Genomic DNA, 17,535 nt, shown 5'->3' on the forward strand with positions numbered 1-17,535 from the left:
CGGCTATGAACATGCAGCTGCTCTCCGCCCGCGATCCGGGCTGGACCGAGTGGGCGGACGTGATCGTGGTGGGCTCGGGGATCGCCGGACTGACCGCGGCACTGCGGCTGAAGGACCAGGTCGAGCGGGTCGCCGTCGTCACCAAGGACGAGCTCAAGGCAGGGTCGACGCAATGGGCCCAGGGCGGAATCGCTGCGGCTCTCGGCGAGGGTGACACCCCGGCTCAGCACGAGGTCGACACCCTCGTGGCCGGCGCCGGCGCGTGCGACCTGGAGGCCGTACGCGTCCTGGTCGGCGAGGGCGCCGAGGCGGTCCGTGAGCTGATCGAGTGGGGCGCCGACTTCGACAAGGACCCGGACGGCAACCTGTCGCTCACCCGCGAGGGCGGCCACCGCCGCGACCGGATCGCGCATGCCGACGGCGACGCGACCGGTGCCGAGATCCAGCGCGCGCTGATGGAGGCGGTCCGGCGGGCTCCCGAGATCCTGGTCTTCGAGCACGCCATGGTCGTCGACCTGCTGACCGCCACCGACGGCGGCGTGGCGGGCCTGACCATCCACGTGATGGGCGAGGGCGATGCCGACGGCGTCGGGATCGTGCGTACTCGGGCAGTGGTCCTCGCCTCGGGCGGCCTCGGCCAGGTCTTCTCCCAGACCACCAACCCCGCCGTCGCCACCGCCGACGGGATGGCGATCGCGCTGCGGGCCGGTGCGACGCTGCGCGACCTGGAGTTCGTCCAGTTCCACCCCACGGTGATGTACCTCGGTGAGGACTCCCGCGGCCAGCAGCCGCTGATCTCCGAGGCCGTACGCGGCGAGGGCGCCTTCCTGGTGGACTGGGACGGGGCTCGGCTCATGGAGGGCGTGCACGAGCTCCGCGACCTGGCTCCGCGCGACATCGTCTCCAAGGCGATCATGAAGCGGATGCTCGAGACCGGCCACCCCAACATGTGGCTCGACGCCCGCCACCTCGGTCGTGAGTTCTGGGAGAGGCGGTTCCCCAACATCCTCGCCTCCTGCAAGCAGCACGGCGTCGACCCCTCCGTCGACCTGATCCCAGTCGCCCCGGCGTGCCACTACGCCTCGGGCGGCGTACGCACCGACCTGTGGGGCCGTTCGGACGTGCCCGGGCTCTACGCCACCGGCGAGGTCGCCTGCAGCGGCGTCCACGGCGCCAACCGGCTCGCCTCCAACTCGCTGCTCGAAGGGCTGGTCTTCTCGCGGCGGATCGCCGAGGTCCTGCCCGGCGAGCTGCGCCAGTTGGAGGATCCGGCCCCCGGCCTCGGCGCCGGGCGCCCGCTCGTCCCGGGCGCGGCGCTCAAGCAGCTGCAGGAGACGATGACGACCAAGGTCGGAGTCCTCCGCAACGCGACCGGCCTCGCCGAGGCGATCGACGAGCTCGAGCAGCTCGGTGACACCCCGGCGACCGAGATCGACCCAGCCGCCTGGGAGGCGACCAACCTGCTGACCGTCTCGCTCGCGCTGGCGAAGTCGGCGCTGCTGCGAGAGGAGACCCGCGGGTCCCACTGGCGCGAAGACTTCGCCGAGCGTGACGACGCCGGGTTCGCCGGCCATTTCGACCTGAGACTCCGGGACGGCGAGACTGTCGCCAGCTTCACCCCGGCCCCGGCGACAGACCCGAAGACCACAACCATGGCAGGAGCCTGATGACCATCCGACGCGTGCCCTTCGACGAGATCCCGCAGTCGCTGCGCGACGAGCTGACCAAGGCCGGCCTGGACGCCGGCGAGGTCTACGACGCCGTTGAGCTCGCTCTCGACGAGGACCTGCCCACGTCCGCACCCGGTGAGATGCCCAGCGAGGACGTCACCTCGGTGGCGACCATCGCCCCCGACTCGACCGGGATCGGCGTCTTCGCCGCTCGGGAGGACGGCGTCGTGGCCGGCCTCGGCGTGGCCGAGCTCGTCTTCGCGTACGTCATGGGTGACTCGGTCACGGTGACCGACCGCGTCAAGGACGGCTCCAAGGTGAAGGCCGGGGACGTCATCATGCGGATCGCCGGGCCGACCCGCGGGCTGCTGACCGCGGAGCGTACGGCGCTCAACTACGCCTCCCACCTCTCCGGCGTCGCCACCGGTGTCGCGGCCTGGACTGAAGCCTTGGAGGGCACCGGCGCGCAGGTCCTCGACACCCGCAAGACCCTTCCGGGCTTCAGGTCCCTGGAGAAGTACGCCGTGCGCTGCGGCGGCGGTGCCAACCACCGGATGTCGCTCTCCGACATGGCGCTGGTCAAGGACAACCACATCGTCGCCGCCGGTGGCGCGGTGCAGGCCTACGAGGCCGTGAAGTTCGCCTACCCGGACGTGCCGATCGAGGTCGAGGTGACCACGCTCGAGGAGCTCGAGGCGCTGCTCGCCGCCGGTTGCGGCCGGATCATGCTCGACAACATGTCGACCACGACGATGAAGGAGGCCGTCGAGATCACCGCCGGACGTGCCGTGCTCGAGGCCTCCGGTGGGCTGACCCTCGACCGGGCTCGCGAGGTCGCCGAGACCGGTGTCGACTATCTCTCCGTCGGTGCGCTGACCCACTCGGTGAAGGTCTTCGACATCGGCTTCGACCTGTCCGAGGGCTGAGGCCACCCGCCATGTCCCTGCTCGCCGTCAACATCGGTAACAGCCACACGGGTCTCGGGCTGATCGCCGATGGCGTGGTGTCCGCGGAATGGAAGGTCTCCACGCTCGAGCACCGCACCGCCGACGAATGGTGGGCACTGCTGCGGGGGACCATGGGTGATTCGTTGGTGGCGGGCGTCTCCGGTGTCGTGGTGTGTGCGACGGTGCCCTCGGTCCTGCACGAGTGGCGCGAGATGATCGCCCGCCATCTCGACTCGGTCGAGAGCGTCGTGGTCGAGCCGGGCGTACGCTCCGGCATCCCGATCCTCATGGACAACCCGCGCGAGGTCGGCACCGACCGGATCGCCAACGCCGTCGCGGCCGTGGCGCTCCACGGTGGTCCGGTGATCGTGGTCGACTTCCGTGGCACGGCGACGACCTTCGACGTGGTCAACGCCGCCGGACAGTACGTCGGTGGCGCGATCCTGCCCGGGATCGAGCTGTCGCTGGAGGCACTGGGGCGGCGTGGTGCGCAGCTGCGCAAGGTCGAGCTCGCTCGGCCGCGGTCGGTGATCGCCAAGAACACGGTCGAAGCGCTGCAGTCCGGAATGGTCTACGGAGTCGCCGCGCAGGTCGAGGGTCTGGTCGCTCGGATCATCGCCGAGCTGGGTGTCTCCGCCGACGAAGTGACGGTGATTGCGACCGGCTATCTGGCGGAGTTCGTTCTCGACGAGAGTAAATGTTTCTCGTTGCATTCTCCGTGGCTGACGATGCAAGGACTGGAACTCATATTCCAGCGAAATGCCATTCGTTAGTCATTTCAGTATGGCGACCTGTTGATTCATCCGGATCGTATGTAATGCTATGGGCATCTCGCTTTACGGCGATGGCGATATTCGACCCGTTTCCGGGTGAAGAGCAGTGAAGGTAGGAACATGGCTAAGAAGGTTCAGATCATCCTCGAGGATGACATCGATGGCTCGGAAGCTGCGGAGACGGTGTCTTTTGCCCTGGACGGCACGTCCTACGAGATTGATCTCAGCGATGCCAATGCGGCAAAGCTTCGTGATTCTCTCGCGCTCTTCGTCGGTCACGCCCAGAAGGTGAGCGGCCGTCGCGGCGGTGCCAAGAAGGCGCCCGCCGCCGGTGGCTCTACCCCGAAGGTGATGCGCGAGTGGGGGAAGGCCAACGGTTACACCGTTCCCGACCGCGGTCGCATTCCGGCCGAGGTCCGTGCGGCTTTCGAAGCGGCTCACTGACAAACTGGTCTGACCGCACCGAACGTCCGGCTGCCGCGCCCTCCGGGGCGCGGCAGCCGCCTTTTGTGTGAGGTCGGCTCTGCAGAGGCGTCTGTCCGGCCTACGGAACGCGTGTTCGCTCTCAGCGCACGGATCGCGTTGTGTTGTCGGGAACGCGTAGGCTGTCTGCGGGGTTGAATCTTGGTGACGCCCCAGAATTCTTAGGAGAGATGCGTACATGTTCGAGCGGTTCACTGACCGAGCCCGCCGGGTGGTCGTGCTGGCCCAGGAAGAGGCCCGCATGCTCTCCCACAACTACATCGGGACCGAGCACATCCTGCTCGGCCTGATCCACGAGGGCGAAGGCGTCGCTGCCAAGGCCCTCGAGTCCCTCGACATCTCGCTCGAGGCGGTGCGCAACCAGGTCGAGGAGATCATCGGCCAGGGCCAGCAGGCACCGTCCGGGCACATCCCGTTCACGCCGCGTGCCAAGAAGGTGCTCGAGCTGTCCCTGCGCGAGGCGCTGCAGCTCGGTCACTCCTACATCGGCACCGAGCACATCCTGCTCGGCCTCATCCGCGAGGGTGAGGGCGTCGCCGCCCAGGTGCTGCAGAAGCTCGGCGCCGACCTCAACCGGGTCCGCCAGCAGGTCATCCAGCTGCTCTCGGGATTCCAGGGCAAGGAGGGTCAGGCCGGCACCTCCGGCGCCACCGCGTCGACCGGCACCACCTCGACCGAGGCGCCGTCCTCCAGCCTCGTGCTCGACCAGTTCGGCCGCAACCTGACCCAGGACGCCCGCGAGGGCAAGCTCGACCCGATCATCGGTCGCGAAGGCCAGATCGAGCGCGTGATGCAGGTGCTGTCGAGGCGTACGAAGAACAACCCGGTCCTGATCGGCGAGCCCGGCGTCGGCAAGACGTCGATCGTCGAGGGGCTGGCCCAGGACATCGTCAAGGGCAACGTCCCCGAGACGCTCAAGGACAAGCAGATCTACACGCTCGACCTGGGCGCGCTGGTGGCGGGTTCGCGTTACCGCGGTGACTTCGAGGAGCGCCTGAAGAAGGTGCTCAAGGAGATCAAGACCCGCGGCGACATCGTGCTGTTCATCGACGAGATCCACACGCTCGTCGGTGCCGGTGCGGCCGAGGGCGCGATCGACGCGGCGAGCATCCTGAAGCCGATGCTGGCTCGCGGTGAGCTGCAGACCATCGGTGCGACGACGCTGGACGAATACCGGAAGTACCTCGAGAAGGACGCCGCTCTCGAGCGTCGTTTCCAGCCGATCCAGGTTCCGGAGCCGACGATCGCGGTCGCGATCGAGATGCTCAAGGGCATCCGCGACCGTTACGAGGCCCACCACCGGGTCACGATCACCGACGAGGCCCTGGTCGCTGCGGTCACCATGGCCGACCGCTACATCTCCGACCGGTTCCTGCCGGACAAGGCGATCGACCTGATCGACGAGGCCGGCTCGCGCCTGCGCATCCGCCGGATGACGGCCCCCGCCGACCTGCGGGAGTACGACGACAAGATCGCCGACGTGCGCCAGCGCAAGGAGGCCGCGATCGACGGCCAGGACTTCGAGGCGGCGGCCCGTCTGCGCGATGAGGAGAAGCAGCTCATCGCCAAGAAGGCCGAGCGTGAGAAGGCTTGGCGTGCCGGCGACATGGACGAGGTCGCCGAGGTGGATGAGGAGCTCATCGCCGAGGTCCTCGCCGTCGCGACCGGGATCCCGATCGTGCAGGTCAACGAGGAGGAGTCCGCGCGACTGCTGCGTATGGAGGACGAGCTCCACAAGCGCGTCATCGGCCAGGACGAGGCGGTCAAGGCCCTGTCCCGTGCCATCCGACGCACCCGTGCCGGCCTGAAGGACCCGAAGCGCCCCGGCGGTTCGTTCATCTTCGCCGGTCCCTCCGGTGTCGGTAAGACCTGGCTGTCCAAGACGCTCGCCGAGTTCCTCTTCGGCGACGAGGACGCGCTGATCCAGCTCGACATGTCGGAGTTCGGCGAGAAGCACACCGTCTCGCGGCTCTTCGGTTCGCCTCCGGGCTACGTCGGCTACGAGGAGGGTGGCCAGCTCACCGAGAAGGTGCGCCGCAAGCCGTTCTCCGTGGTCCTCTTCGACGAGGTCGAGAAGGCCCACCCGGACATCTTCAACTCGCTGCTGCAGATCCTGGAGGAAGGTCGCCTGACCGACTCCCAGGGCCGCGTGGTCGACTTCAAGAACACCGTCATCATCATGACCACCAACCTCGGCACGAGGGACATCGCGAAGTCGGTCAACCTGGGCTTCTCCCAGGCCAGCGACGCCGCGGGCTCCTACGACCGGATGAAGGCCAAGGTCTCCGACGAGCTCAAGCAGCACTTCCGGCCTGAGTTCCTCAACCGTGTCGACGAGGTCATCGTGTTCCCGCCGCTGTCGCAGGAGCAGATCATCGCGATGGTCGACAACATGATCGCGGCCGTCGAGATCCGTCTCAAGGACCGCGACATGGGCATCGAGCTCACCACGGCGGCGAAGAAGGTGCTCGCCGAGCGCGGCTTCGACCCGGTCCTGGGTGCTCGACCGCTGCGCCGCACGGTCCAGCGCGAGCTCGAGGACGTGCTCGCCGAGAAGATGCTCTACGGCGACATCGGCCCCGGTGAGATCGTGCTGGTCGACGTCGACGGCGAGGGTCCTGCCGCGCAGTTCACCTTCACGGGCCAGAAGCGCTCCGTCGTCCCGGACGTACCTCCGCTGGAGGGTGCGACCGTCTCCGATATCGAGCTCCCCGACCAGGACGAGCCGACCAACATCGAGAAGCCCATGCCGGATTCCGAGTAGTCCGACAAAAGCAACAAAGCAGCGCCCCGGCCGTAGTGGCCGGGGCGCTGCCTTTTCCGAGTAGGCAGAATTGGCGGCCGAGTCGTTAGTTGTGGCGGACGAAAGTAGAGTTTCGTCCGCCATTTCTGCGGTTTCGGCGGCTGGTTAGGGGAGGGCGAAGAAGTCCGGTTCCACCTCGGTGGCCAGATTGTCTTTCAGGAGGCCTTCCAGGGCACGTTGTCGCTGGGTTTCGTCGGACCAGACGACGTCGAGACGGCTGCGGTGGACGGGGGAGTCGGCGTCGCGGAGAACGGCCATCAGGCGGCCGCGGCACTGGCGGTCGGTGCCGGCCCAGGTCTGGACCTTACGAGGAGGGCCGTCGTATGCCGGGTGGCCGGCGGCGCGCCAGGCGCACTGGTCCGCGACCGGGCATCGGGCGCAGGACGGGTTGGCCGCGGTGCAGACGAGGGCGCCGAGCTCCATGACCGCGACCGACCAGGTGGCGGCGGTCGGCTCGTCCGGCGGGAGTACGCCGGCGGCGAGCTCGCGCTCGGCCTTGTTCACCGACTGTGCGGGGAACTCGACGCCGCTCAGCGTCCGGGCGAAGACGCGGCGTACGTTCGTGTCGAGGACCACGTGCCGCTTGCCGTAGGCGAAGGTCGCGATCGCGGCCGCGGTGTAGTCGCCGACACCGGGGAGCGCGATGAGCTCGTCGTAGGAGTCCGGCACCTCGCCGTCGTGATCCCCGACGATCGCGGTGGCGGCCGCGTGCAGCCGCAGGGCCCGGCGGGGGTAGCCGAGGCGGCCCCAGGCGCGTACGGCCTCTCCGGTCGGCTCGGCGGCCAGGTCGGCCGGCGTCGGCCAGCGTTCCATCCAGGCCTCGTGGACCGGGAGTACGCGGGAGACCGGGGTCTGCTGGAGCATGAACTCGCTGACCATCACCGACCACGGAGTCGCGGTCGCGGAGCGCCATGGGAGGTCGCGGGCGTTGGCGTCGTACCAGTCCAGGACGGCGTCGTGGAGAACTGTCACACCCAGATTGTGCCGTGCGACAGGTATTGCCACGGAGTGGCACCCCGAAACCTGCACACCGAATCATTACGGTGTCGCCTATGGCCCGTGCGAGAAGGACTGGAGGACGGCTACCGGCCTCGGTCTACTGGCGCCGGCGGCTTGCGGTGTTCAGTATCGTCCTGCTCCTGATCGTCGGGATCTCGCGGTTCTTCATCAACGGTTCCGACGAGCCGGACGACACCGCAACGCCCGTGGCCGACGAACCGACGGCGACCGTGACGGTCACGCCGACACCCAGTGCGAAGCCGTCGAAGGAAGCAGGCAACGCGGGCGGCAACAAGCCCGACAAGCCCAAGAAGCCGCAGAGCAGCGCGCCGCCGGAGCCGACCGGCGAGTGCTCGCCCTCCGACATCGTCGTCGAGCCGGCCGTCACCGACGCCTACTCCTACGACAACGTCACCATCCCGCTGCAGCTGCGCACCGTGAAGTCGTCTGCGTGCACCTGGAAGCTGTCCGCGGACGCGCTCCAGGTGCGGATCTCGCAGAAGGGCGGCGACCTGGTCTGGTCGACGGTCGACTGCCCCAAGGCCGTGCCGACCAGGGAGATCGTCGCACGCCGCGACGTCGTCACCACGCTGCCCCTGACCTGGAGCGGCCGACGTGTCGTCGCGGGCGAGTGCACCGGTCACGGCCCGTGGGTGAAGCCGAACTTCTTCGTGATCGTCGCCGCCGCCCTCGGTGGCGAACCGTCATCGGCCACCTTCGGCCTCTACAAGCCGGGCACCGCCCTGTCGCGTACGGAACCCGACTCCCCGGCCAACTAGCCGCCGAGGCGTCACCCCCGTCGGCCGAGACGTCACCTGCGTCGGCCGAGACGTCGCTCGCGTCGGCCGAGACGCCACTGGCTGCCGACTCGGCCGACGTACCTGACGTTTCGGCCGACCTGGCTGACGCCTCGGCAGGGTCAGACGTAGCGCTCGAGGATGGTGGACTCGGCGAGGCGGGAGAGGCCTTCGCGTACGGAGCGGGCGCGGAGCTCGCCGACGCCTTCGACGGCCTGGAGGTCGTCGACGCTGGCGGAGAGGAGCTTCTGGAGTGTGCCGAAGTGGTCGACGAGGCGGTCGACGACGGCGGGTGGGAGGCGGGGGACCTTGGCGAGGAGGCGGTAGCCGCGTGGGGCTACGGCGCCATCCAACGCGTCCGAGGTGGTCAGGCCCAGGACCCGGGCGGTGGCGGCGGGGTCGACGAGCTCGGCGGAGTTGAGCGCCTCGAGCTCGGCCAGCAGCTCCTCGGGCGAACGCGCGCGCCTGCCGCGGGGGAGGTAGTCGCGGATGACCATCTCGCGCTCGGCGTCGACGCCGGTGATGAGCTCCTCGAGCTGGAGGGACAGCAGCCGGCCGTCGGTGCCGAGCTCGAGCACGTAGTCCTCGATCTCGCGGGCGATGCGGGTGACCATCTCCAGACGCTGGGCGACGACGGCCACGTCGCGCACGGTCACCAGATCCTCGATCTCGAGCGCCGACAGGGTCGAGGCCACCTCGTCGAGGCGCAGCTTGTAGCGCTCCAGGGTCGCCAGCGCCTGGTTGGCGCGGGAGAGGATCTGGCCGGAGTCCTCCAGGACGTGGCGGGTCTCCCCGACGTACGCAGCGATGATCTGCATCGACTGGGACACCGAGATCACCGGGTGACCGGTCTGCTTCGCGACCCGGTCGGCGGTGCGGTGCCGGGTGCCGGTCTCGGTCGAGGGGATGGTGTGGTCGGGCATCAGGTGGACGGCGGCCTGCACGATGCGGCTCAGCGAGTCGTCGACGATGATCGCCCCGTCCATCTTGGCGAGCTCACGCAGGCCGGTGGAGGTGAACGGCACCTCGAGGGTGAAGCCACCGGTCGCTATCTCATCGACCATCTTGTCGTGACCGAGCACGATCAGCGCGCCGGTGCGGCCGCGAAGGATGCGTTCGAGCCCGTCACGCAGCGGTGTCCCGGGCGCGATCAGAGCGAGCGTCTCGCGCAGTCGGATGGAGTCCGCGGTGCGGTCGGCGGGCACGGGATTCCTTTCGGAGTGGGATGGGGTGATTCTAGCCGTGGATCCAACCGTAACGCCGAGAACGTTCGGCCACGAGTCACCAAGCCGATCACACCAAGCGTAGGAATTCCAGCGCGGCACTGATGCTGTGCACCTCAAAGACACGCATCCCGTCGACTTCGCGCTCATTCGGACGGTTGGGCACTGGCGCCCCTGGGTCCGCCGGGACGACGGCGACGGTGAACCCGAGCCGCGCAGCCTCGGAGAGTCGCTGGTCGAGATCTCGCACCCGACGCAGCTCGCCGGCGAGACCGATCTCGCCGAGCGCGACCACCCCGCGTGGCGTCGGTGTGCCGGTGTGGCTCGAGGCGACCGCGAGCGCCATGGCCAGGTCGGCGGCCGGATCGCTGATCCGGGCCCCGCCGACGGTCGAGGCGAACACGTCGCGACCGGAGAGGCCGACCTTCGCGTGCCGTTGCAGCACGGCGAGGATCATCGCGAGCCGGGAGCCGTCCAACCCCGAGGTCGTACGCTTCGCCCGTTCCTCCGCGCCCAGCACGGTCAGCGCCTGGATCTCGGCGAGCAGCGGCCGGCGACCCTCCATCGTCACGGTGACGCACGTGCCGGGGACCGAGACGTGATGGGTCTCCACGAAGAGTCCCGAGGGGTCGGTGACCGCCACGATGCCGTCCGAGGACAGGTCGAAGCAGCCCACCTCGTCGACCGGGCCGAAGCGGTTCTTCATCGCCCGCACCATCCGGAACCGTGAGTCGCGCGCGCCCTCGAAGTGGAGGACCACGTCGACCAGGTGCTCCAGCACCCGCGGCCCGGCGATCGCCCCGTCCTTGGTCACGTGGCCGACCACGACGGTCGTGATGTTGCGGGTCTTGGCCACCCGGATCAGCGCCGCCGCCACCTCGCGCACCTGGGTCACGCCACCGGGAACGCCTTCGACGCCGGAGGCGCCGATGGTCTGCACGGAGTCGACCACGATCAGGTCGGGCCGGGTCTCCTCGATGTGGGTGAGCACGGCACCGAGATCCGTCTCGGCGGCGAGGTAGAGCTCGTCCTGGATCGCGTTGGTCCGGTCGGCCCGGAGACGCACCTGCGAGGCGGACTCCTCGCCGGTCACGTACAGCGCCCGGCGCCCGTAGCGAGCCGTCTGTGCCGCCACCTCCAGCAGCAGCGTCGACTTCCCGACACCCGGCTCGCCGGCCAGCAGGATCGCCGCTCCCGGCACCAGCCCGCCGCCGAGGACCCGGTCGAGCTCCGGCACTCCCGACGTACGCCGTTCCGACTCGGTCACCGACACGGTCCCGATCGGCACCGCCGCGGTCGAGACGGGGGCCGCCTGCGTACGTCCGATCGGGGTGGCCGCCTCGGCGACCGAACCCCACGCCTGGCACTCGCCACAGCGACCGACCCACTTCCCGGTCTCCCAGCCGCACTCGGAGCAGCGGTAGGTGGCGCGTTTGGACGAACGAGCGGTAGCCATGGCCAGCAACCTAGAGCACGGCACCGACATTCGAGCCTGCGTCGCCGCGAGGAACGAGCGGGGGCGCAACGGGAGAAGGTCGAGCGAGCGCAGCCGGGTGAGCGAAGCGAACCCGCGAAGCGGGTCGAGACCGACATAGGGGCGAAAGCATCCCAAGCGACCAGCAGTCGTTACCATGGCTTGGAACGATCCAGAGTTCCACGTCGGCATCAAGGGAGGCAGAGCGTGGCGGTGCCGCGTTCCGGCGGTCATATCTCGGCCGCTCCGCCGACGCTGGCGGACGTCGCTGAGCTGGCCGGCGTGTCCCGCCAGACGGTCTCCAACGCGGTCAACAACCCCGATCTGCTGCGCGCCGACACCTTGGCCAGGGTGCAGGACGCGATCGACAAGCTGGGCTACCAGCCCAACCGCGCCGCCCGGAGCCTCCGGACCAGAGCGAGCCATCTGATCGGCCTGCGGATGCCCGCCCTCCAGGAGGGCACGGCCAACGCGATGATGGACCGGTTCGTGCACACCTTCGTCGAGGCCGCGGCCGAGACCGGCTACCACGTACTCCTCTTCTACGGTGACCCCGCCGACCCGCTCGACGGCTACGACGAGCTGCTCCGGTCGACCGCGGTCGACGCGTTCGTCGTGACCGACACCCACCTCGGCGGACAGCAGACGACCTGGCTGCAGTCCCGGCGAGCAAGATTCGTCTCCTTCGGGCGTCCGTGGACCCAGCCCGACGCCAAGCATCCCTGGGTCGACGTCGACCTCGCCTACGGCGCCGAGATCGCCACGGAGCACCTGATCGAGCGCGGTCACTCGAAGATCGCCTGGATCGGCTGGCACAAGGACTCGCTCCTCGGTGAGGAGCGACGAAGCGGCTGGATCCACGCGATGCACACCCACGGCCTCTCGACCACCGGCCTGGCCTCGCGCACCGAGGACTCGATCGGCTCGGGCAAGGCCGCCGCCGACGCGATCCTCGACGAGACCGAGCCCACCGCGCTCGTCTGCGCCTCCGACACGCTCGCGATGGGCGTGCTCCACTCCCTGTTCGAAAGAAGGCTCCGCCTCGGTGAGGACATCGCGGTCGTGGGCTTCGACGACTCCCAGGTCGCGCAGACGGTGCCGCCGGGCATCACGTCCGTACGTCCTCCGCTTGAGGAGGCCGCGCGCGAGCTGGTCAAGGCGCTCGAGGAGCTGCTCGCCACCCCGTCCTACGCCGCGCCCGGCGTGATGCTGAAACCCGTCCTGACGGTGCGAGGGTCTTCATAGAAGAGCCGATCCGCGCGACGATGGCCTCATGGGAACTGAGAACATCGTCGTCATCGGTGCTGGTCTCGCGGCGGTCAGCGCCATCGAAGCGCTTCGCGACGAGGGGTACGCCGGCAGCCTGACCCTGGTGGGGAAGGAGCCGGAGCTGCCCTACGAACGACCGCAGCTCTCCAAGGACTTCCTCTCCGGCGCCAAGGAGTTCAAGCTCTCCCACGACGAGGCGTGGTTCGCCGAGAAGGACGTCACCGTCCTCACCGGCACCACCGCGACCGCCCTGAACCTGGACGCTGGGACCGTCACGCTCGACAACGGCGATGAGCTCTCCTTCGGAACGCTGCTCCTGGCGACCGGCGCCGAGCCGAAGACGCCCCCGATCCCCGGCATCGTGAATGCGACGACCCTCCGCACCGTCGAGGACGCCCGCCGTCTCAAGGACGCGATCGACCCCGGCACCAGGGTCGTCGCGGTCGGTGGTGGCTGGATCGGGCTCGAGGTCGCCGCTTCGGTGACCGCGCTCGGCGGGAAGGCGGTCGTGCTCGAGGCGGCCGCGCAGCCGCTCCTCAACGTCCTCGGCCCGGTCCTCGCCGAGCATGTCGCCGACCTCCACGTCCGCCATGGCGTCGAGATCCACTCCGGGACGACCGTCGAGTCGATCGAGCCGGGAGCCGTACGCACCAGCGAAGGCGAGATCCCCGCCGACATCGTCCTGGTCGCGGTCGGTGCGGCACCGGCCACGGCGCTGGCTGCTGACGCCGGCCTCGAGGTCGGCGACGGCATCGTGGTCGACGAGCGGCTGCGTACGTCTGATCCTCGGGTCTTCGCGGCGGGCGACGTCGCGCTCGCGAAGCACACCGTGCTCGGCCCGCTGCGGGTCGAGCACTGGGACAACGCGATCAAGCAGGGCCGGCTGGCGGCCCGGTCGATGCTGGGCAAGGACGGCGCCTACGACTGGCAGCCCTACTTCTTCACCGACCAGTTCGAGTTCTCGATGGAGTACGTCGGCCGTTCCGCGCCCGAGGACGAGGTGCTGCTCCGTGGCGACACCGAGGGTGACGAGTTCATCGCCTACTGGCAGCGCGGCCGGACCGTCACCGCCGGGATGAACGTCGGGATCTGGGACGTCAACGACAGGCTCCGCGAGCTGGTCGGGACCGATGCCGATCCCGACCAGCTCACCGATCTGTCCTGATCAGGGCCTCAGAAGCACTGCGAGGCGCTGTGGAACACGCTCGACTGGATGCCGAGGTGGATGTGGTCGCTGTGGTCGGGGTAGCCCGGCCCGAGCACCTGCGGGAACGACTGGCGTGAGGCACGCGCGATGCCGCACATGGTCGTCGCGCTGCTGCCGGGCACCAGATCCATGGCCCGGCCGTAGAGGTGGTTGCTGTTGGAGGCGCCGCCGACGGCGTCGTTGCACGCCCTCGAGCGGTAGGCCGAGGTCACCCGCAGCGGGTTGTCGCCGAGCCGGTGCCGGATGGCCTCGGCCCGCCACATCGCCTGCATGAGGTTGGCCTTGACCTGGGCGACCGTCACCCCGGAGATCGGCGTGGGCCAGCCGCCGTAGCAGACGTCGTCGACCTCGCTCCAGGCGAAGTGGATCGGGGTGCAGTCGTCGTCCTGGAGTGCGTAGATCTTGTTGAACGTGTTCGTCCCCGCGACCCCGTCGGCCGAGAGGCCGTAGGCGGCCTGGAAGTTGCGGACCGCGGTGGTCGTCGCCGGGCCGTAGGACCCGTCGATCGAGAAGATCGTGCCGGAGGCCGCCCATCCGGCGACGCGGATCTGCAGCTGGGTGACCGCGTTGCCCGTGGACCCCTGCTGCAGGGTGCCGCTCCAGGTGTAGCAGGCGTCGGCGTGGGCGGGGGCGGCCGTGGAGGTGATGGCGACCAGGCTGGTCGCCAACGTGACGAGGAGAGAACCGATGACCGTGCCGAGGCGACGCCCGGGACGTGATGTGAGGCGCATCTGTGGAGCTCCTTATCTTTCCGAGAGGTCCGAGAGGACCCGAGTCGCTCCCTAGAGTGGCCTTCTTTGACGTCGTGTACTTGGATTTCGCGTGAATGTAATCACCAGGGAATGAGGCCGGCGTCCTCGAAGTAACCGCCGGTCGGGCCGTCGTCGGGCAGGGTCGCGAGGCTGATCGCGATCCGGGCGCCCTCCTCGGGAGTGCGTACGCCGCGGAAGCCGTTCAGGTCGGTGGCCACGAACCCGGGGCAGCCGAGGTTGATCAGGATGTTCGTGTCACGCAGCTCCTTGGCGTACTGGATCGTGACGGCGTTGAGGTAGGTCTTCGTCGGGCTGTACGCCCCCGAGATCGGCCCCACGGCCAGCGGGTCGTCCGACGCCGTCTGCCGGGCGAGGGAGCCGACGCCGCTCGACATGTTGACGATCCGCGGCGAGGCGGAGCGCCGGAGCAGCGGCAGCATCGCGTTGATGACCCGGACCACTCCGAAGACGTTGGTCTCGACCGCGACCCGCATCTGGTCGATCGAGACCTCGGTCGGGTTCTGCGGCATGCCGCCGGTGACACCGGCGTTGTTGACGAGTACGTCCAGGCGGCCGTGCTCCTCCTCGATCAGCCGGGCCGCGGCCGCGACGCCGGCGTCGTCGGTCACGTCCAACGGCACCCCGAAGGCGTCGACGCCGTTGGCCCGCAGCTTCTCCACCGCGGCCTCCCTGCGGCCGTCGTCGCGGGCGCCGACACCGACCTTCCAGCCGCGTGCGCCGAGGCCCGCGGCGATCTCGTAGCCGATTCCCTTGTTGGCGCCGGTGACCAGCGCGATCGTCTTTTCGCTCATGTCGTCCAGCCTGGCCAGCGACCGCGGAACACTCCAATATCACCTCGGTGGCCGCCTATACCGCTCAGGTATGTTTCCTGGTCGGAGTAGGGTTGAAGCCATGGAGACCCGGGAGCTTCGCTACTTCGTCGCGGTCGCCGAGGAGTTGCACTTCAGCCGCGCGGCGGCGCGTCTCGGGATCGCCCAGCCGCCGCTGTCGCGCGCGATCAGCCAGCTCGAGCGACGCCTCGGTGGGCCGCTTCTGGAGCGCAACAGCCGCGGCGTCTCGCTGACCGATGCCGGCCGGGTGCTCCTGGCCGAGGCTCGGACCGCGCTCGACGCGGTCGATGCCGCCGAGCGCCGCACCCGCCGGGCCGCGGGAAGCGACGACGAGCCCGGGCTGGTCCTCGTCTCGAAGGCCGGCGCCGCGACCGAGCTGCTGACCAAGCTGCTGGACGCGTACGCCGCCGAGCCCGGTTCGGTGAAGGTCGAGGTCACCCTCTGCGGCATCGGAGAGCAGGGGCCGCACCTGCGCGACGGCCGTGCCGACGTGGCACTCCTGCATCGGCCCTTCGACTCGACCGACGGGCTCGACAGCGAGGACCTGGTCACCGAGGGACAGGTCGCGGTGCTGCCCTCCGGCCATCCGTGGGCGACCCGTTCACACCTGCGGCTGCCCGACCTCGACGACATCCCCGACGTCCCGCCGATGCGCTGGCCGTCGGGCGGCAAGACCGGCGGTGCCGGTCCGGAGGTCCGCGACTCGACGCAGCTCTACCAGCTGATCGGGCTCGGCCGGGCGTACGCGGTCCTGCCGGAGTCCGCGCGTGCCGAGCAGCACCACGGCATCGCCACCGTCCCGGTACTCGACGCTCCCGAGGTCACCACGGTCATCGCCTGGCCGCCGCACAGCCGCTCGCTCGCCCTGGCCGCCCTCGTCCGGACCGCGACCCGGCTCTAGCCCTGCTGATCAGAAGGTCTTCCGCCAGAGGTTGACGGCGTAGTCGACGTACGTCCCCTCGTGCTCCGCCAGGATCGCGGCGGCCGTGGCGGGGTCGAACTCGATGCGTACGACCGACTCCAGGTCCGCGCGGGAGGCGAACGACCAGTCCATCTCGACGGGGACCCGCGTCCAGCCGTGCATCGACCAGAACCGCTCCTGCTCCTCCGGCGGCGGGACCTTCGGGTAGCCGCGGCGGAACCACGCGCCGAAGCTCGACCGGGAGCCGTCGTTGTCGATCACCATCGCCACACCGCCGCGTCGCATCACCCGGTCGAGCTCGCCCAGCCCCGGCTCGGAGCCCGGGCCGAAGAAGTAGGCCCAGCGGGCGTGCATCACGTCGACGGAGGCCGACGGCAGCGGGAGCTGCTGCGCGATCCCGTTGTGGACGGTGACGTTCGGGAGTCGCTTCGTACGCCGCCGGGCCAACGTCACCAGATCCGGATGGGGCTCGATGCCGGTGACGCTGCGGGCGGTCTCGGCGAACTTCGGCAGGTAGAAGCCGGTCCCGCAGCCCAGGTCGAGCACGTCGCGCTCGGCCCACGGCGCGGTCTCGGCCATGGCGGCCCAGAGCCGCCCGTGCGGGTCGAGGGCGCGGTTCTCGATCTCGTACGTCGCGGTGTGGTTCCAGATGTTCGGGCTCGGGATCGCGCCCGTCGCCCCGGGCAGGTCGACCCTGCTCAGATCCGAACCTCGCCGCGCGGCGTCACGAACTTGGCGGCCAGCAGGCCGGGGGTACCGTGCTCGGCGACCCAGTCGATGTGGACGTTCTCGGCGGGCTTGCCGGTCCACGGGTCGACCCGCTCCTTCAGCTCATCGCCGAGGTAGTCCTTGACCCGCTCGGGGTCGCCGGAGATCTCCAGGTCGGTGAGGGTGATGTCGGAGCCGGCGTTGCCGGGGTGGAGGTCGGGAGTCTCCCACTTGATGAAGTAGGGGAGCTGCGGGTCGGCGATCAGGCCGTTGATGCCGATCTGCTGCCAGTGGAGCTCGCGACCGTCGGGGAGGTGACGGTTGCCGGGAACCGCCTTGCGGCCGAGCCGCTCCTCGATCGGGGTCATGTCGTCGACGCCGATCACGAAGCCGATCCAGCCGCCACCCAGGGCGGAGCGGGCCTTGACGGCCTGCCCGAACGGGGCCTTGTCGCTGGCCGGGTGCTCGAGTGCCTCGACGACCTCGAGGTAGAGGCCGCCGCGCATCGGGAGGATGTAGTTGCGGGTGCCGAAGCGGGGGTGCACGCCGCCGTCGACGAACTCCTGGCCGAGCAGCTCGCCGAGCTGCTTGGCGGTCTGTACCAAGCCATCGGGTCCTGCAGCGTACGAAACATGGTCCAGGCGCATGTAACGATTC

16 protein-coding genes are annotated in these 17,535 nt (G+C 69.3%); 9 read left to right on the forward strand and 7 right to left on the reverse strand.

From position 1 onward, the window contains the following. The first annotated feature begins 5 nt into the window (after positions 1 to 5). The 5 genes from BLT25_RS09905 to BLT25_RS09925 all read left to right on the forward strand — a co-directional run bounded on the left by BLT25_RS09905 (position 6) and on the right by BLT25_RS09925 (position 6,637). Entirely contained in the window at positions 6 to 1,667 is a 1,662-nt protein-coding gene (locus BLT25_RS09905; protein ID WP_091044987.1) for an L-aspartate oxidase, read from the forward strand. Next, positions 1,667 to 2,596 carry a carboxylating nicotinate-nucleotide diphosphorylase gene (nadC, locus tag BLT25_RS09910; protein ID WP_091044988.1) on the forward strand — a complete coding sequence of 310 codons (930 nt, stop codon included), beginning with the start codon at positions 1,667 to 1,669 and terminating at the stop codon, positions 2,594 to 2,596. Before BLT25_RS09905 ends, nadC begins: the two co-directional genes overlap by 1 nt. 11 nt (positions 2,597 to 2,607) lie before the next feature. After that, entirely contained in the window at positions 2,608 to 3,390 is a 783-nt protein-coding gene (locus BLT25_RS09915; protein WP_091044990.1) for a type III pantothenate kinase, read from the forward strand. Positions 3,391 to 3,510: 120 nt separating this feature from the next. Continuing rightward, positions 3,511 to 3,834: a histone-like nucleoid-structuring protein Lsr2 gene (locus tag BLT25_RS09920; protein WP_091044993.1), complete on the forward strand. Its 324-nt coding sequence runs from the start codon at positions 3,511 to 3,513 to the stop codon at positions 3,832 to 3,834. Positions 3,835 to 4,051: 217 nt separating this feature from the next. Next, entirely contained in the window at positions 4,052 to 6,637 is a 2,586-nt protein-coding gene (locus tag BLT25_RS09925; RefSeq protein WP_091044995.1) for an ATP-dependent Clp protease ATP-binding subunit, read from the forward strand. A 144-nt stretch (positions 6,638 to 6,781) separates the two neighbouring features. Here the strand turns inward: BLT25_RS09925 and BLT25_RS09930 are convergent, their stop codons facing one another. Then, positions 6,782 to 7,654: an HhH-GPD family protein gene (locus tag BLT25_RS09930; protein WP_371113336.1), complete on the reverse strand. Its 873-nt coding sequence runs from the start codon at positions 7,652 to 7,654 to the stop codon at positions 6,782 to 6,784. 140 nt (positions 7,655 to 7,794) lie between these two features. On the opposite strand from BLT25_RS09930, the gene BLT25_RS09935 reads away from it, so the two are divergent. Beyond that, positions 7,795 to 8,454 (forward strand): hypothetical protein, encoded by a 660-nt coding sequence (locus BLT25_RS09935; protein WP_091045000.1) that lies wholly within the window; start codon positions 7,795 to 7,797, stop codon positions 8,452 to 8,454. 140 nt (positions 8,455 to 8,594) lie between these two features. Here the strand turns inward: BLT25_RS09935 and disA are convergent, their stop codons facing one another. Together disA and radA are read right to left on the reverse strand one after the other, a co-directional pair. After that, the gene (gene disA / locus BLT25_RS09940) at positions 8,595 to 9,677 is read right to left on the reverse strand and encodes a DNA integrity scanning diadenylate cyclase DisA (protein ID WP_091045003.1); all 1,083 of its coding nucleotides are present in this window, start codon (positions 9,675 to 9,677) and stop codon (positions 8,595 to 8,597) included. 88 nt (positions 9,678 to 9,765) lie between these two features. After that, positions 9,766 to 11,151, reverse strand: a complete 1,386-nt coding sequence (gene radA / locus BLT25_RS09945) for a DNA repair protein RadA (protein ID WP_091045006.1) — start codon at positions 11,149 to 11,151, stop codon at positions 9,766 to 9,768. A gap of 225 nt (positions 11,152 to 11,376) precedes the next feature. On the opposite strand from radA, the gene BLT25_RS09950 reads away from it, so the two are divergent. Next, positions 11,377 to 12,414: a LacI family DNA-binding transcriptional regulator gene (locus BLT25_RS09950; protein ID WP_091045009.1), complete on the forward strand. Its 1,038-nt coding sequence runs from the start codon at positions 11,377 to 11,379 to the stop codon at positions 12,412 to 12,414. Positions 12,415 to 12,442: 28 nt separating this feature from the next. Next, entirely contained in the window at positions 12,443 to 13,603 is a 1,161-nt protein-coding gene (locus BLT25_RS09955) for an NAD(P)/FAD-dependent oxidoreductase (RefSeq protein WP_091045012.1), read from the forward strand. An 8-nt stretch (positions 13,604 to 13,611) separates the two neighbouring features. Here BLT25_RS09955 and BLT25_RS09960 read toward each other — a convergent pair whose 3' ends face one another. Together BLT25_RS09960 and BLT25_RS09965 are read right to left on the reverse strand one after the other, a co-directional pair. Continuing rightward, positions 13,612 to 14,376 carry a M15 family metallopeptidase gene (locus BLT25_RS09960; RefSeq protein WP_091045014.1) on the reverse strand — a complete coding sequence of 255 codons (765 nt, stop codon included), beginning with the start codon at positions 14,374 to 14,376 and terminating at the stop codon, positions 13,612 to 13,614. 101 nt (positions 14,377 to 14,477) lie between these two features. Continuing rightward, the gene (locus BLT25_RS09965; RefSeq protein WP_091045015.1) at positions 14,478 to 15,209 is read right to left on the reverse strand and encodes an SDR family oxidoreductase; all 732 of its coding nucleotides are present in this window, start codon (positions 15,207 to 15,209) and stop codon (positions 14,478 to 14,480) included. Between the two features lie 100 nt (positions 15,210 to 15,309). Between BLT25_RS09965 and BLT25_RS09970 the strand changes: the two genes are divergently transcribed. Beyond that, positions 15,310 to 16,149: a LysR family transcriptional regulator gene (locus BLT25_RS09970; RefSeq protein WP_091045017.1), complete on the forward strand. Its 840-nt coding sequence runs from the start codon at positions 15,310 to 15,312 to the stop codon at positions 16,147 to 16,149. Positions 16,150 to 16,158: 9 nt separating this feature from the next. Here BLT25_RS09970 and BLT25_RS09975 read toward each other — a convergent pair whose 3' ends face one another. Together BLT25_RS09975 and BLT25_RS09980 are read right to left on the reverse strand one after the other, a co-directional pair. Beyond that, the gene (locus tag BLT25_RS09975) at positions 16,159 to 16,749 is read right to left on the reverse strand and encodes a class I SAM-dependent methyltransferase (RefSeq protein WP_256328532.1); all 591 of its coding nucleotides are present in this window, start codon (positions 16,747 to 16,749) and stop codon (positions 16,159 to 16,161) included. 119 nt (positions 16,750 to 16,868) lie between these two features. Beyond that, the gene (locus tag BLT25_RS09980; protein WP_091045019.1) at positions 16,869 to 17,525 is read right to left on the reverse strand and encodes a VOC family protein; all 657 of its coding nucleotides are present in this window, start codon (positions 17,523 to 17,525) and stop codon (positions 16,869 to 16,871) included. Between the last annotated feature and the right edge of the window lie 10 nt (positions 17,526 to 17,535).

The sequence above is a fragment of the Nocardioides sp. YR527 genome, assembly GCF_900101045.1.
GTDB lineage: Bacteria > Actinomycetota > Actinomycetes > Propionibacteriales > Nocardioidaceae > Nocardioides.